Source organism: Lysinibacter sp. HNR, assembly GCF_029760935.1.
Lineage (GTDB): Bacteria > Actinomycetota > Actinomycetes > Actinomycetales > Microbacteriaceae > HNR.
The window spans coordinates 1,272,991-1,287,830 of sequence record NZ_CP121684.1; the positions used below are offsets into that span (position 1 = coordinate 1,272,991).

The following is a 14,840-nucleotide window of genomic DNA, read 5'->3' on the forward strand; positions in this document are numbered from 1 at the left end:
GACGAATATAAACACGATAGATAAAGATCTCGCATCAGATGCGTACAAGGCAGGAGCGAGAGTGGGACTTACCTCTGATCAAATCATCATTAACGGAGGCCTTCCTCTGCGAGGTCGTATCGAGGTTCGCGGTGCTAAAAACTTAGCCACCAAAGCGATGGTGGCGGCGCTGCTTGGTCAAACGCCAAGCCTCCTGCGTAACGTTCCCAATATCAGCGACGTTCGGGTGGTTGCGGGCTTGCTCTCCCTGCACGGCGTGCAGATCACGAAGGGTGATACTCCCGGGGACTATGTACTGGACCCCAGCAACGTTGAGTCGGCACACATGGCTGATATTGATGCCCATGCGGGAAGCTCACGTATTCCCATCCTCTTTTGTGGGCCGCTGCTTCACCGCCTGGGTGAGGCTTTTATCCCTGATCTTGGTGGTTGCCGTATCGGTGATCGTCCGATTGATTTTCACCTGGATGCACTGCGTAAGTTTGGTGCGGTCGTTGAGAAACTGCCGAGCGGAATCCGTATGACCGCCCCCGATGGACTGCGCGGAGCCAACATAGAGCTTCCCTACCCCAGTGTCGGAGCAACGGAGCAGGTTTTGCTCACGTCTGTTCTGGCCGAGGGTACCACAGAGCTGAAGAACGCGGCTATTGAACCCGAGATCATGGATCTCATCGCTATCCTGCAGAAGATGGGTGCCATTATTAACGTGGAACCCAATCGAGTGATCTTTATTGAGGGTGTTAAAGAGCTTGTAGGGTACAAACACTCCGCTATTTTTGATCGTAACGAGGCCGCCTCGTGGGCTGCTGCCGCTTTGGCAACCGAGGGCGACATCTTTGTGGGCGGGGCCCGCCAGGAGGAGATGATGACCTTCCTCAACATCTTCCGTAAGGTGGGAGGGGCTTTTGAGATCGAGGATGATGGAATCCGTTTTTATCACCCCGGAGGCACGCTCAAGCCCGTAGTGATTGAGACAGACGTTCATCCCGGGTTTATGACGGATTGGCAGCAGCCTCTTGTGGTTGCTCTCACAAAAGCCGAGGGAACCTCGATTATTCACGAGACCGTTTATGAGAATCGCTTTGGGTTTACCGATGCCCTCAACAAAATGGGTGCCGATATCACGGTCTATAAAGAGGGACTTGAGGGCTATCAGCGCCGGGTTGCGCGTCGAGACTTTGAGCAGGCAGCGGTTATTACCGGACCCACAAAGCTCCGCGGAGCAGACGTTGAGGTTCCTGATCTGCGCGGTGGTTTTAGCCACCTCATTGCTGCGCTCACCGCCGAGGGACAATCCACTGTGAGTAACGTTGGAATTATCTCACGCGGATACGAGGATTTCATTGGTAAGCTTCGTGCTCTTGGCGCGCATTTTATTTTTGAAGGATAGAGCGTTATCTCCTACGGGGTTCGCGGTCAGACACGTTTGCGGTATGTATCCGGTGAGCCGTGCTGCCTTGTCGAGATATGCCGGGTCGTATGCACCGTGGTGGTAGCAGATAAGGAATAATTAAAAGCGTGGCTAAAACTCAGGGCGCACCCCACGGTGCATTACACAGCACCCCCTCAAGTAGGAGCCGGGAGAAATCACGGCCCTCAATGTTTTGGGTGCTTGCAACGCTGATACTTCCCCTGTGGTCTCTTATGGTGGGGTATCGCTATGTAAACCGTGAAAAGCTCCCGCAAGAGGGTGCATTTATTCTCTCTCCGAACCACTATAGTGAGATCGATCCGATTGCCATGGGCGCCGCGGTGTGGCATCTGGGTAGGGCTCCTCGTTTTATGGCAAAGGCCAGTCTTTTTAAAGTTCCCGTGCTGGGTTGGTTCTTACGTAGATCGGGTCAGATTCCCGTGGAACGTTCCAATCGTGGGGGCACGGCCGCGCCGATCCGTGCTGCTGAGGAACTTGTTGAAAAAGGCCGTGGCGTTATTATTTACCCAGAGGGGTCGCTCACGAGAGATCCCGACCTGTGGCCAATGCGGGGCAAGACGGGGGCAGTGCGCCTGGCCCTGCAGCACGGTATTCCGCTGATCCCCTGCGCTCACTGGGGGACCCAAGAACTCATGCCCCGCTATGGCAAGAAAATCCGCCCTTTTCCTCGTAAGCGAATCACTGTGATTATTGGTGATCCGGTCGACCTCTCAGACTTTGAGGGGAAACCGCTCGATCAGAAGGCTTTTGCCGACGCAACCGACAGGCTGATGTCGGCGATTTCCGAATTGCTTGGCCAGATTCGATACGAAAAGCCACCCGCTGAGCGCTGGGATCCTAGCCAAAATAACCAGACAGAGACGGGTAAGTTTTGAAAGTCGAAGCTCCAGGAGTATCACGAAATACCCGTCGTCGTAGGGTTGCGGTTGTGGGTGCGGGGAGCTGGGGAACCAGTTTCGCAAAAATTCTTGGTGATGCCGGCTGTGACGTTGTGATGTGGGCGCGTAGGCCTGAAGTGGCGCAGGAAATCTCGATTGCCAAACGAAACAGTTCTTATTTACCCGGCATTAACCTGCCTCTCTCGGTTAATGCTACGAGCAGCCTGGCGGAGTCTGTGGAAGAGGCCAACCTGGTCTTTTTGGCGGTGCCGAGTCAGAAGCTTCGCGAAAACCTCAGGCTGCTTGAGCCCGCTCTGGCCGGAGATGCGGCGCTTGTGAGTCTTGTTAAGGGGGTTGAGAAGGGAACCAATCTGCGTATGAGCCAGGTGATTGAGGAGACCCTGGACATTGACCCCGATCGGATTGCCGTTGTGTCCGGTCCGAACCTGGCCCTTGAGCTTGCCCAGGAGCAACCCACCGCCGCGGTCGCCTCGTCGCGCAGCCTGCCACTTGCCCAGGCTGTGGCAATGGCGTCGGCCGCCCCCTACTTTAAAACGTTTGTTAATGTGGACGTGGTCGGAACCGAATTTGGTGGTGTTCTCAAAAACCTGATCGCCCTGGCGATTGGAATTGTTGACGGTGTGGGGCACGGTGAAAACACCAAGGCCTCCATTATCACCCGCGGTCTGGTAGAAATGACGGATTTTGCCGTTGCTTTTGGCGCCGAACCCACGACGCTTCAGGGGCTTGCGGGACTCGGGGATCTTATTGCCACGTGTCAATCGCCGCTCTCTCGAAACAACACCGCCGGGCGTCTTCTGGGACAGGGGTTTTCGCTGGACGATGTTGTGAAGCAGATGAGTCAAACCGCGGAGGGAATATCGTCCGTTGCTCCCATCCTTGCCCTCGCCCACAGCAGGGGGGTTGAAATGCCTATTGTGGAGCAGGTTTCACGGGTGATTAACGGAACTCTTTCCCCGGATCGCTTGGCCCCGCACCTCACCACCAAAGACGGCATACCCACCCCGGAAAGCCCTGAAGCCATTGCCCCCTCCCATACCGGTCGTTGGAAAAAACTGGTTCGATCTTTGAAAGGCAATCGATGACTGCGCAGAAAACACGAGTGGCCCTGCTTTTTGGCGGGAGATCGAGTGAACACCAGATTAGCTGTGCCACCGCTAGCGGGGTGCTATCGGCTATCGACCGTGAACGTTTTGAAGTTATCCCCGTGGGAATAACCGAGAGTGGGGCTTTTATTCTTGCGAACGATGACGCGGCTCAATTTGCCCTGAACCCGGATGACATGCCCCGGGTGTTGGACAACGGAACCCGCGTTCACTGGCCAGAAAACAGCGATGATCGTGAGCTCCGGGTAACAGATACTGAGGGAGAGACCCACTCGCTCGGAGACATAGATACCGTCTTTCCGCTTTTGCACGGCCCCTACGGGGAAGACGGAACGATCCAGGGAATGCTGGAACTTTTTTCGATTCCCTTCGTGGGATCGGGGGTTCTTGCCTCAGCTATGAGTATGGATAAGCACTTTGCCAAGCTCATCTTCCAGAGCGCGGGTCTGACCGTGACACCGTGGCGTACCGTCACACGAAGTGAGGTTCAACAGGATAAGAAAGCTGTTGTTCGCGCCATCGACGATCTGGGATTACCGGTGTTTGTGAAGCCCTCGCGGGCGGGTTCGAGTGTGGGTGTGAGCAAGGTGAGCTCGCTTGACCAGCTGGATGCCGCGCTTGAGGAGGCTTTTAAATCAGACTCCCGCGTGCTCATCGAATCCACCGTGGTGGGTCGTGAAATTGAACTTGCCGTTCTTGAGGGTCGCAAGCAAAGCCCCACCCGCGTATCGGTCGCGGGGGAGATTGTGGTAACCGGGCGTGACTTCTACGATTTCGAAGCAAAATACCTGAGTGTCCCCGGTGTGGATCTGGTCTGTCCCGCGAAGCTGACAGAGAGCGAGCTTGCCGCGCTACAGGAGCACGCCGCCCGTGCGTTTGACGCTCTGGGGTGCGAGGGACTGTCACGTGTTGACTTTTTTCTCACGCCGGACGGGCCCGTTATTAACGAGATTAACACCATGCCGGGTTTTACCCCGATCTCGATGTTTCCCACCTGCTGGCAGCTGTCCGGGGTGAGCTACCCCGAATTAATCACGGAGCTTATCGAGCTTTCACTTCAGAAAAGCTAGGAAATACTGAGCACCTCGATGAGGCGGATTAGGTAACCGTCAGGGTCCTGTACGAGGTATTCACTCTGTCCCTCCACCGCGTCTGCCGTTTGGTACCAGCTTTCAGAAATTTCGCGGAAAGCTGGTATCCCGAGTGAGTGTAGCCGTTTCTGTGCCGCGTGGACACTGGGAACCTCAATCTGTAGGTTTATTCCTCGACCCCTGGGTAGCTCGGCGGGGGCGGTGACCCAACTGGTAGCGTGATCCTCTTCGAGCATGAGCTGCGCTCCATCGAGATCAAGGTAGGCAAAGGGCGGATCGTCACGGGTAAACTTCACCGAGAAACCAACGCCGTCGGTATAAAAACGGAGGCTGGATGTGAGGTTGCGTACGGATAATTCGGGGACGAGGGGGTTCCACTTCATGTACTTATCCTAGGATGCCCGGCTCTCAGGCTGATGCTCTCGGACCGGCTGTGAGGTCCGCTTAGTTCCCTTTCGGGAAGCCTCGCTAGCTTCTTCCTAGGAGTCCTTATTCGCTCTCTCCGGGGAGGTTATTGAGATCGCGGGCCGAGGTGCAGGATCGTTCCTGCGGGAGTTTTTTGGCGCTCATCTCTAGGTCTACAAGAACGTTGCTGGGTACGATGGGGATGGTCCCTGCTGTATCAACAAAACCCTCGGTATCGATAACCACCTCAAGTCCCGGGGAGCGACCGTATGCCTCAAAGCGGTAGAGGGGAGCGCGCGAGTCATCCGTGATCCAGTCCACCCCGTTAATGGTTGTGCAGGGGAGTTCTGTGGGGCCGCTCGGTGTGATCCCGCAGTAGAGCAGAACGTTGGCGGGATTACCCCAGGCCGAGGTGGATTGCGCGTTGGTGCTGCGTTTGGGCATGTCGGCGAGTGTCTTGGGCAACTGCACCATGAGGTCTGCGCACGCGGGATCGTTTGCGTTTGCCGCGGGCTGTAGAGCGACATCACCCGCACACCCTGCGAGCAGGAGTGTCGCGACAGCAACCAAAGAAATGCCTGTGAGGGAACGCGTTCCTGGGCCGCGTCGAATGGGGTTTTGCACCACTTCAGGCTACCGTGTGTTTATGTCCCGAGTCACAGAGAACGCTGAACGTCTAATATCAGACCTCTCGGAGGGTGAGCTTTTAGCGCGCATCCTTCCCCATTTTGGGCGGGCGGAAACCCAGGTGGTGGGTCCTGGTGACGACGCGGCTGTGCTTTCCCCTCGGGGAGAGATCGTTGCGACCAGTGACCTGATGGTAGAGGGTCCCGATTTTCGCCGGGTGTGGCATTCGGGTTTTGAGCTGGGATGGAAGGCAGCCGCCACCAACCTCTCTGACGTTGCAGCGATGGGGGCTCGGCCGTCGGCGCTGACAGTTTCGCTGGCGATGCCCGCGAACCTTGCGGTGAGCTATGTGACCGAGATCGCGCGGGGTCTTGATGCCGCCTGCGCAACACTTGCCCCGGGTTGCGCGGTGGTGGGGGGAGACCTTTCTCGCTCGACCGTTCTCACGCTTGCGGTCACCGCGCTGGGCGACCTGGAGGGCCGCGCACCGGTTCTTCGCTCCGGAGCGCGGGTGGGCGACGTGGTGGCGGTGGCCGGTACGCTGGGTGAGGCGGCCGCCGGGTTGCGGCTTCTCTTTGAACGCTGTGTGGATGCCTTGGGGAACGCCACGGCTGACGGCCTTGCCGACCTATGGATGGCTTCCCCCGAACTTCTTGCGGCTCAGCTATCGCCAAGCCCCCCGGTTCCGTTGGGTGTTGTGGCGAGCGTGGCGGGGGCCTCCGCGATGATGGATATCTCCGATTCGCTCAGCCTAGACGCGTCCCGGATTGCGGCGGCAAGCGGGGTTGCTCTGAACCTTTATGCGGGTAAGCTGGGTGCCTACCCCGAAGACGCTCTCACCGGTGGTGAAGACCATGCTCTGCTTGCCACCTTTGCGAAGCGGGAGGTTCCTCCCGGTTTTCGGGTGATCGGTGAGGTGCTTCCTCCCCTCCGAGGTGTTGCGGTTTACCTGGACGGGGTTCCGTTTGCGCCGAGGGGATGGGATCCCATCATGCATCCGTGAGGATGTGGAGTCAACGGGATGATCGACACGATATGTTAGATTTTTCCGACCACACGCTCGTAAAATTATCCGTTCTAGAGTCTCTGAAAAAGGATTCAGTGCCCCGGAGGCGGGTCGGTAGGCTGCGAGGCGTATTGCAGGGCGGCCCAGAGTTCTGCCCGAGCGTTAAACGAACTCAGGTCTCGTGAGAGTAGGTGCTCAATCAACTCGATCCGATGCTTGAGGGTATGCCGGTGTATCGACAGATCGGCCGCGGTCACCGCCCACTGGCCGTTGTGGAAGAGCCAGCGCTGGGCGGTCTGTTCGAGTTGGCCACCGGTGTGGCGATCGTTTTCTCGGAGGGGTTCGAGTAGAGCATCGGCTACGAGTCTTGCAGGTCCCCTATCTATCAGCGACCACACTCCCTGATCCGCAAGCTCGCAAAATGTGATGTGTTCGGCTTCCGTCCCGTCGAGGGCGTGTGTGAGGCTTTGGCGGGCCTGGCTAATAAGGGTTCCCAGATCGCTCAGATCACCGGGGTGTGATGATCCGAGGCTGACAGATTTTTCTAGAAGGTAGCGCACCGCGGTAGTAAATCCTGCGGTACTGCACAGGATGATGAGGTTCTCGTCAAGGTCGGCATAAAATATGCTCCCAGCTGTGTGAGAGGCGATGCTATTGAGGCCGTCTAGGATAATCCGTTCTGTGGCGATGGGGAGGTCGCAGGCAATAATCGTCAGGGGCGTCTCGGGGAGTCCTCCCCAGAGCAGGTCCGAGATGTGGGAGGCGGTTTCGAGGTTACCGTCGAGCAGTGACCGTAGCGTTCCCGTGCGCAAGTGCCGACCCGCGAGCCCGAGTGCGTGACGCTGCTCCAGGGAGAGGCTGGCGAGCGCCACAACGCTTGTGATTACGGTGAGCGCCGCAGCATCGGGGGCGCTATCACCGCCGACCGCAAGAACACCTCGTAGCTGCCCGGTTGAGCCGAGGGTCTGCAGAGAGACTCGTCCGGTGTGTCGAGTGTTGCTTGCGCTTGATCGGTTTCCTGCGGCCAGGAGCTTGCTGACCTCCCCCGTGACATCATCGGCTAGGGCTGCTGTTAACGCAGAGTCGGGGAAAATGTGCATCGGGTTGCCTGCGATATCGTAGAGCGCAACCCAATTGCCCAGCTGCCGTGAGAGTTCGTGAAGCGATGCCGCGAGTCCGTCGTTCTGCAGGGCGGCCATGGCCACCGCCCGTTGTGCGCCAAGCGACCAGGAATCGCGAGCGTGTTTATCGGTATTGATCAGGTCTGCCGCGCGTTTAACTATTGCAATAAAAGGGGTTTTGTAGGGAACTTCAAAGAGGGGGAATCCGCGTTCGCTGCATGCTGCAACGAGGTGTGGTGGGACTTCTCCGCTGCTCACGTCGGTACCAAATCCGAGACCTCTCACCCCCCGGGCCACAAGCGCCGCAACGTATCTGCGGTATTCATCGGGGGAGTTGCCCGTGAACTGGGCTCCCGTGGTGAGCAGCACCGTTCCAGAGGTGAGGAAGGGGGTCGGGTCTTTGAGATCGGAGTTGTGGACCCACTCGATGGTGGCGTCTAGTCCGCTAACGGTACCTCGGGAGGGCATTTGCGGAGGGGCGTCAGAGGGGGCGTGCAGGGGATCGATCAGTACGCGCAGGTTGAGGGCCGTCTGTGCGAGGAGTGTGCGCAGGGTAATACTCATTGCCATAGTGTATAAAGAAAGCGGATCGAATATACATAATGGCAGTTTTTGAGTGGCGTTATGCACCTATATTTATTACAGAAACCTCATCATCCGCTGGCTTTAAAGGAGAAACCCACCATCATGAACGCGCCACTCGGAGGACCCACCCTCGCTCAGGAACGCAAGCTGGTTACCTCGATTCCCGGACCTCGTTCACAGGAGTGGTCCGCCCGTAAGTCTCACGCCGTATCCGACGGGGTGAGCGTGGGGCTCCCTGTGTATACGGTCGCCGCCGGCGGTGGCGTCATTGTTGACGCAGACGGTAACTCACTGATTGATCTTGGCTCGGGAATCGCAGTCACCGGCGTGGGCAACAGTGCCCCTCGTGTTGTCCAGGCCGTTCAGGATGCCGTAGCGCAGTTTACCCATACCTGCTTTATGGTAACCCCCTATGACTCCTATGTGAGAGTCGCCGAAAAACTCAACGAGCTGACCCCGGGTGAGCACCCAAAGCGTTCCGCCCTGTTCAACTCGGGGGCGGAAGCGGTTGAAAACGCAATCAAAATTGCGCGGCAATACACCAAAAAAACGGCTGTTGTTGCGTTCGACCATGCCTACCACGGACGTACCAACCTCACCATGGGTCTCACCGCAAAGAACATGCCCTACAAGAGTGGTTTTGGCCCCTTTGCCTCAGATATTTACCGCGCTCAGGTCTCCTACCCCTTCCGCGACGGCGCACTCTCGGGAGCCGAAGCCGCTAAAATCGCGATCGATCAGATCGAAAAACAGGTTGGTGCCGAAAACCTTGCCGCTATCATTATCGAGCCAATCCTCGGGGAGGGCGGTTTCATTGTCCCCGCAGACGGTTTCCTGAACGCCCTCGTCGACTGGGCGCGTGACAACAACGTGGTTTTTATCGCGGATGAGGTGCAAACCGGCTTTGCTCGCACGGGGAAAATGTTTGCCTCGGAACACTACGGTATCGTCCCTGACCTCATCACCACGGCAAAGGGAATCGCCGGTGGCCTTCCCCTTTCGGCCGTTACCGGACGCCAGGAGATTATGGATGCCACACACCCCAGCGGACTCGGTGGAACTTACGGCGGAAATCCCATCGCGTGTGCGGCTGCCCTGGCCACAATCGAAACCTATATCGAAGAGAAACTTGATGACCGTGCGGTTGAGATTGAGCACACTATCAGGGAGCACTTTGTTCGGTTGCAAGATACGGACGCTCGTATTGGTGATATCCGCGGACGCGGTGCCATGATGGCCGTCGAGTTTGTTAAAGAAGACGGCATCACACCCGACCCCGGGCTCACCGCGGCTATCGCTCGGCATTCACACCAGAACGGGGTTGTTGTGCTTACCTGTGGAACCTACGGAAACGTCATCCGTTTCCTCCCTCCGCTCTCCATCAGCAACGCGCTCCTTATGGAGGGCCTCGATGTGGTTGCCGAAGCTCTCAGCGTTAGCTAGCGTGGGAGTGTGAGACACTCCCTCCACAATTCCTCGAACAAAGAAGTCCTCACAGAGAGAAGAGAAACCGTGAACGGTAACACCCTCACAGAACGTCAAAACGACCTCATGAACCGGGTTCCCAGCGGACTGTACATCAACGGTCGGTGGGTAAACGCAGAGGCTGACAAAACCCTCACCGTGAGCAATCCGGCCACGGGAGAGGCGTTAAAAACCATTGCAAACGCGAGTCCCGCCGATGGCATCCGAGCGCTTGATGCCGCGGTCGCCGCGCAGGAGGCCTGGGCGGCCACAGCTCCCCGCACGCGGGCTGAGATTCTGCGCAGGGCGTGGGAACTTCTTCAGGAACGCCGTGACGACTTTGCTCTCCTGATGACGCTCGAAATGGGAAAACCCCTGACCGAGGCCAACGGTGAGGTCACCTACGGAGGCGAATTTCTCCGCTGGTTCAGCGAGGAGGCAGTTCGCATTAACGGTCGCTACGGCGTCAACCCGGAGGGAACCGGACAGATAGTCGTGTCGCAGCGCCCCGTCGGGCCCTGTTTTTTTATCACCCCCTGGAACTTCCCGCTCGCCATGGCCACTCGTAAGATTGCACCCGCGCTTGCGGCCGGATGCACGGTTGTGGTGAAGCCTGCGGAACTCACCCCCCTCACCACCCTCCTGTTTGCCCAACTGCTTGAGGATGCCGGTGTTCCGGCGGGTGTGGTGAACGTTCTCACAACCTCAACCTCCTCCGCGCTGTCTGGCCCCATTATTGCCGACCCTCGCCTGCGCAAGCTGAGCTTTACCGGCTCCACCCAGGTGGGCCGCAAGCTCATCGAGCAATCGGCTCAGGGCGTTTTGCGTACCTCGATGGAACTGGGCGGAAACGCGCCGTTCCTGGTCTTTGAGGATGCCGATATTGATGCCGCCGTGGACGGCGCAATGCTTGCTAAGTTCCGTAATATTGGACAGGCTTGCACCGCGGCAAACCGTTTTATCGTGCACGAGAGCATTGCCCAGGAGTTTGCCGCAAAACTTACTGAGCGGGTGAATGCGCTGCGGGTTGGGCCGGGTGTTGACGAGGGAGTGAACATTGGGCCCCTGGTCAATGCAGATGCGGTTGACAGCACCGAGTCCCTGGTTCGGGATGCCGTGGATAAGGGGGCAACCCTGGTCTCGGGTGGGTCGCGTATCGAGGGTGCGGGGCACTTTTTTGAGCCAACGGTGCTTATCAATCTTGCTCAAGACACCCGTCTTCTGAGCGAGGAGATTTTTGGGCCGGTTGTGGGCATCATCACCTTCACCAGCGAGGAGGAGGCGGTACGCCTCGCCAATAACACCGAATACGGCCTGATTAGCTACGTGTTTACGCGCGATCTCGCGCGGGGTCATCGCATGATCGAGCAGCTTGATGCCGGAATGATGGGACTCAACGCCGGTCTGGTTTCGAACGCTGCGGCACCCTTTGGTGGGGTTAAGCAATCGGGACTAGGCCGTGAGGGTGGGGCTGAGGGCATTCACGAATATCTCTCAACCAAATACACGCTTATTCCCAACCTTCCCGCCTAGGTTTATCGATTGTTCTCCTGTCGGGTTCTCGGGCGACTCCGAGTAGTTTTCTCGGGCACGACCCTTGTTGGTCGCTCACGCCTGTTCGGGTAGGGTTTCGTGTGGAAATCAGCGGCCCTCGGTGTCATTCTGCAGCCGGGGGCCGCGACTCTGAGAGTTCTATCCACCACAGCGTGGTTTCTCCGTAATCCCTGCGACGAAATTGGGTGAGAGTTGACGGCCATGCGGGCTCGGGAGAACGGGAACTCCGTTCAATGAGGGCGATCCCGTGAGGGCTGAGGAGATCGGCTATCCGGTCAAGATCACGCTGAAGAAGCTCTTCGCTCAGCTCGTAGGGTGGATCAACAAAGATCACGTCGGCAGCCACGGTGGCGGACTCCAGATAGGATGAAACGCCGCGTGCCACCACATTGATCCGGGGTGGGGGGTCTCCCGCACGTTCTCGAGGGTAGGCAGCTATGACGGAGCGAGCGTTCGTGCGGGCCACCGCTGCGGCCGCCGGGTTTTTTTCTACCAGGGTTGCACGTGAGGCCCCCCTGCTGATTGCCTCGAGTCCGAGTGCTCCGGAACCCGCGTAGAGATCAATAACGTGGGAGCCCGGGAGAACATTCCACGAGTCAAGCGCCGAAAAAATGGCCTCTCGCACACGGTCGCTGGTGGGTCGGGTGCCGGATTTGGGTACGTTTAGCCTGAGCGATCCCGCGTAGCCGGAGATGATTCTTGTCACCCTCTCGAGGGTACATCCTCTGTGGCGTGTGGGGCACAATCTCACAACGTTTTGAAATGTTTTTCTGTCGGCTGAGCACGTTACAGTTGATGTGTGACCTACTCAACCCTTGATACGTCCCTGAGTAAAGTGCTGGGGGGACGCACAGCAACGGCCTTCGAAAAGGCTTTTGGCTACACCAGCGTGGGAGATCTGCTGGGTCACTATCCCCGTCGTTACGCGAGTAAGGGCGAACTCACAAATCTGGCTCATTTGCCGCGTGGAGAAACGGTCACCATCGTTGCGGAGGTGCGTGATGTGCGGGAGCGCCCCATGCGTAACAAGCGTGGGGGTATCCTCGAGGTCAAGATTACAGACGGCACGGGCATCCTCACCCTCACCTTTTTTAACCAGTCGTGGCGCTCACAGGAGCTACGTGTTGGCGCGCGCGGAATATTCTCGGGCAAGGTTGGCGAGTATCGTGGGGTCAGCCAGCTTGCACATCCTCTATACGAACTTTTTGACGAGGGCGTGGGTAACGAGACCGCGGCCAAAGAGTCGTCAGATGAGGGCTCTAGTCTTAGGATAGAGCGCTTTAAAGATGCCCCCATCCCCATTTATCCGGCCACGGGAACAATCGCTAGTTGGCAGATTGAGCGTTCCATCGAGGTGATTTTTGACAGCCTGCCTCAAGATCTCTCGCTCATCCCCGATCCAGTGCCCGAGAGTGTTCGGCGTGCAGAAAAACTTGTTGGCTATGGCCAAGCGCTGAAACAGATTCACCGGCCTGAAAACGATGGTGAATGGCAGCCCGCCGCACACGCTCTACGCTTTCAGGAGGCCTTTCTCCTGCAGCTGGCGCTGCTTGAGCGCAGAGCGCTTTTGGCGGAGCAGCCTGCCGAGCCTCGACCGATACGGGTTGGGGGAGTGCTAGAGGGCTTCGACCGAGATCTGAGCTTTACCCTCACCTCCGACCAGCGGGTGGTGGGGGAGCGCATTTCTGCCGAACTCGCGGGAACTCGCCCCATGAACCGTCTGGTTCAGGGTGAGGTGGGTTCGGGTAAAACCTTGGTGGCGCTCCGGGCAATGTTGCAGGTTGCCGATAGTGGTGGTCAGGCCGCGCTCCTCGCTCCCACCGAGGTTCTCGCCGCCCAGCACTTTCGCTCCATTGTTCACACGCTGGGTCCAGATCTGGCGGCAAAACTTATCCCGGTCTTGGTCACGGGTCAGCTCTCTGCGGCGGAGCGTAAGCGGGCCATGCTCCAGGTGGCTTCCGGCAACTCCCGGCTCATTGTAGGAACTCATGCCCTGATGGCCGAGAGTGTGCAATTTTTTGACCTGGGACTCGTTGTGGTCGATGAGCAGCATCGTTTTGGTGTTGAGCAGCGCGAGGCTCTCAGGGCAAAGGCTCGCACATCCCCGCACACTGTTGTGCTCACCGCAACCCCGATCCCGCGCACGGTAGCCATGACCGTGTTTGGTGATCTTGACATCAGTACCATCCGGGAGCTGCCCGCGGGCCGGGCCGGCATTACAAGTCATGTTGTTCCCCTGGTGGAGCACCCCGGTTGGATTAATCGCACCTGGCAGAGGGTTGCAGAGGAGCTTAAGCAGGGCAGACAGGCGTTTGTAGTCTGCCCCGCAATTGCTCCGGCCAAGGGCTCCTCGTCGGGAAGCGAAACGCTTGAGCCCGATTCCGAGATACTGCTTGATGACGATGAACAACCAGAGAAGAAGACTCGATTGGCCACGGTTGAAGAGACTCTGGTGATGCTTCGTCAGCACCCACAGCTTTCTGGAGCCCGTGTTGAGGGTCTGCACGGGGCAATGTCCTCGGAAGAAAAAGACGCCGTGATGCAGGCCTTTGCTGAGGGAGAGATCGGAGTGTTGGTGGCAACCACCGTCATTGAGGTGGGGGTTAACGTTCCGAATGCCTCCACCATGGTGGTGCTCAACGCCGACCGCTTTGGCGTTTCACAGCTACATCAGCTTCGCGGACGTGTGGGACGAGGCCAGGTTCCGGGGCTCGCACTGTTTGTGACGGAGGCGATGGAGGGTACCCTGGCGCGTGAAAGGGTCGAGGCGGTTGCCTCAACCCTCGACGGTTTTAAGCTGGCCCAGGTTGATCTTGAACTACGTAAGGAAGGTGATGTTCTGGGTACCAACCAGGCCGGAGGTAAGTCATCCCTTCGGCTGCTGCGCGTGGTACGAGATGGTGCATTGATTGAACGAGCCCGTGAGCTTGCAGAAACCGTTCTGGCAGAGGACCAGGGGCTTCACAAGAATCAACTTTTACGGCGTGCCCTGGATCGTCGCCTGGACGAGACCGCCCGAGAGTTTCTCGGAAAATCTTAGCCGCGTCAGCCGGGGCTCTGTCTGCGCATCGCGGCGGGTAATACTGATGAGGGCCATCCTGTGGGTGGGTAGCCCGGGTTCCCGAAGTATTTTTCTTCGTGCTGTGCTTGCCCAGGGTGTGTTTGTCCGAAGCTCAAGTCCTTGGAATGCGCGGTTTAAAGCGGGCTTATCGCGGGATGATTGCGTGAGTATGGAACGGGTTTGTAAGGTATTGCTTGCGTCTTTTTGGGTTATCGGCGTAAACTGGATGCCGGCTGTGCTGATCTGCACGGCCTAGTGAAGATCATAGGTTCAGGAGGCTAGGATGACAACGATAGGGTCGCCTCGCTCCGCAACCGCGTTCACTGCCCCACACCCGTATCGGCGCATCGGTATACAAAATCCGAATAGCGCACTGGTCGATTAGGTTAAGCGGAGCCCTCGACTAAAACCATCGGATGCGGTGTGGGACGCATAGCTTTCCACACATTCGTTTGTGCATTGCGCAGAAGAGGTCATGGAACTCGCTCT

The 14,840-nt window shown here is 57.9% G+C and carries 12 protein-coding genes; 8 read left to right on the forward strand and 4 right to left on the reverse strand.

Annotation, left to right across the window (positions count from 1 at the left end; genetic code table 11):
• The first annotated feature begins 61 nt into the window (after positions 1-61).
• The 4 genes from murA (at position 62) to FrondiHNR_RS05640 (ending at position 4,507) form a co-directional block, all read left to right on the forward strand.
• Positions 62-1,390 (forward strand): UDP-N-acetylglucosamine 1-carboxyvinyltransferase, encoded by a 1,329-nt coding sequence (murA, locus tag FrondiHNR_RS05625; RefSeq protein ID WP_279354262.1) that lies wholly within the window; start codon positions 62-64, stop codon positions 1,388-1,390.
• A 209-nt stretch (positions 1,391-1,599) separates the two neighbouring features.
• Positions 1,600-2,307 (forward strand): lysophospholipid acyltransferase family protein, encoded by a 708-nt coding sequence (locus tag FrondiHNR_RS05630; protein WP_279354480.1) that lies wholly within the window; start codon positions 1,600-1,602, stop codon positions 2,305-2,307.
• On the forward strand, positions 2,304-3,416 hold the full coding sequence (locus tag FrondiHNR_RS05635; protein ID WP_279354263.1) for an NAD(P)H-dependent glycerol-3-phosphate dehydrogenase: 1,113 nt from the start codon (positions 2,304-2,306) through the stop codon (positions 3,414-3,416). Before FrondiHNR_RS05630 ends, FrondiHNR_RS05635 begins: the two co-directional genes overlap by 4 nt.
• Positions 3,413-4,507 carry a D-alanine--D-alanine ligase family protein gene (locus FrondiHNR_RS05640; protein WP_279354264.1) on the forward strand — a complete coding sequence of 365 codons (1,095 nt, stop codon included), beginning with the start codon at positions 3,413-3,415 and terminating at the stop codon, positions 4,505-4,507. Before FrondiHNR_RS05635 ends, FrondiHNR_RS05640 begins: the two co-directional genes overlap by 4 nt.
• Here FrondiHNR_RS05640 and FrondiHNR_RS05645 read toward each other — a convergent pair.
• Positions 4,504-4,911 (reverse strand): VOC family protein, encoded by a 408-nt coding sequence (locus tag FrondiHNR_RS05645; RefSeq protein ID WP_279354265.1) that lies wholly within the window; start codon positions 4,909-4,911, stop codon positions 4,504-4,506. The genes FrondiHNR_RS05640 and FrondiHNR_RS05645 overlap by 4 nt on opposite strands.
• Before the next feature lie 106 nt (positions 4,912-5,017).
• Complete coding sequence (locus FrondiHNR_RS05650) at positions 5,018-5,560, reverse strand: DUF3515 family protein (protein WP_279354266.1); 543 nt, start codon at positions 5,558-5,560, stop codon at positions 5,018-5,020.
• A gap of 19 nt (positions 5,561-5,579) precedes the next feature.
• Between FrondiHNR_RS05650 and thiL the strand changes: the two genes are divergently transcribed.
• Positions 5,580-6,563, forward strand: a complete 984-nt coding sequence (thiL, locus tag FrondiHNR_RS05655; RefSeq protein ID WP_279354267.1) for a thiamine-phosphate kinase — start codon at positions 5,580-5,582, stop codon at positions 6,561-6,563.
• Between the two features lie 95 nt (positions 6,564-6,658).
• Here the strand turns inward: thiL and FrondiHNR_RS05660 are convergent, their stop codons facing one another.
• Positions 6,659-8,251 (reverse strand): PucR family transcriptional regulator ligand-binding domain-containing protein, encoded by a 1,593-nt coding sequence (locus tag FrondiHNR_RS05660; protein ID WP_279354268.1) that lies wholly within the window; start codon positions 8,249-8,251, stop codon positions 6,659-6,661.
• Positions 8,252-8,374: 123 nt separating this feature from the next.
• Between FrondiHNR_RS05660 and gabT the strand changes: the two genes are divergently transcribed.
• Positions 8,375-9,715 carry a 4-aminobutyrate--2-oxoglutarate transaminase gene (gene gabT / locus FrondiHNR_RS05665; RefSeq protein WP_279354269.1) on the forward strand — a complete coding sequence of 447 codons (1,341 nt, stop codon included), beginning with the start codon at positions 8,375-8,377 and terminating at the stop codon, positions 9,713-9,715.
• 108 nt (positions 9,716-9,823) lie between these two features.
• The gene (locus FrondiHNR_RS05670) at positions 9,824-11,269 is read left to right on the forward strand and encodes an NAD-dependent succinate-semialdehyde dehydrogenase (RefSeq protein ID WP_279354481.1); all 1,446 of its coding nucleotides are present in this window, start codon (positions 9,824-9,826) and stop codon (positions 11,267-11,269) included.
• A 124-nt stretch (positions 11,270-11,393) separates the two neighbouring features.
• Here the strand turns inward: FrondiHNR_RS05670 and FrondiHNR_RS05675 are convergent, their stop codons facing one another.
• Positions 11,394-11,996: an RsmD family RNA methyltransferase gene (locus FrondiHNR_RS05675; RefSeq protein WP_279354270.1), complete on the reverse strand. Its 603-nt coding sequence runs from the start codon at positions 11,994-11,996 to the stop codon at positions 11,394-11,396.
• 93 nt (positions 11,997-12,089) lie between these two features.
• Between FrondiHNR_RS05675 and FrondiHNR_RS05680 the strand changes: the two genes are divergently transcribed.
• Entirely contained in the window at positions 12,090-14,330 is a 2,241-nt protein-coding gene (locus tag FrondiHNR_RS05680; RefSeq protein WP_279354271.1) for an ATP-dependent DNA helicase RecG, read from the forward strand.
• Positions 14,331-14,840: the final 510 nt, after the last annotated feature.

Bases quoted from the DNA above. Each gene is read 5' to 3' on its own strand.
- FrondiHNR_RS05630 (WP_279354480.1), top strand. From the start codon at position 1,600: ATGTTTTGGGTGCTTGCAACGCTGATACTTCCCCTGTGGTCTCTTATG.
- FrondiHNR_RS05640 (WP_279354264.1), top strand. From the start codon at position 3,413: ATGACTGCGCAGAAAACACGAGTGGCCCTGCTTTTTGGCGGGAGATCG.
- FrondiHNR_RS05645 (WP_279354265.1), bottom strand. From the start codon at position 4,911: ATGAAGTGGAACCCCCTCGTCCCCGAATTATCCGTACGCAACCTCACA.
- thiL (WP_279354267.1), top strand. From the start codon at position 5,580: ATGTCCCGAGTCACAGAGAACGCTGAACGTCTAATATCAGACCTCTCG.
- FrondiHNR_RS05660 (WP_279354268.1), bottom strand. From the start codon at position 8,251: ATGAGTATTACCCTGCGCACACTCCTCGCACAGACGGCCCTCAACCTG.
- gabT (WP_279354269.1), top strand. From the start codon at position 8,375: ATGAACGCGCCACTCGGAGGACCCACCCTCGCTCAGGAACGCAAGCTG.
- FrondiHNR_RS05670 (WP_279354481.1), top strand. From the start codon at position 9,824: ATGAACCGGGTTCCCAGCGGACTGTACATCAACGGTCGGTGGGTAAAC.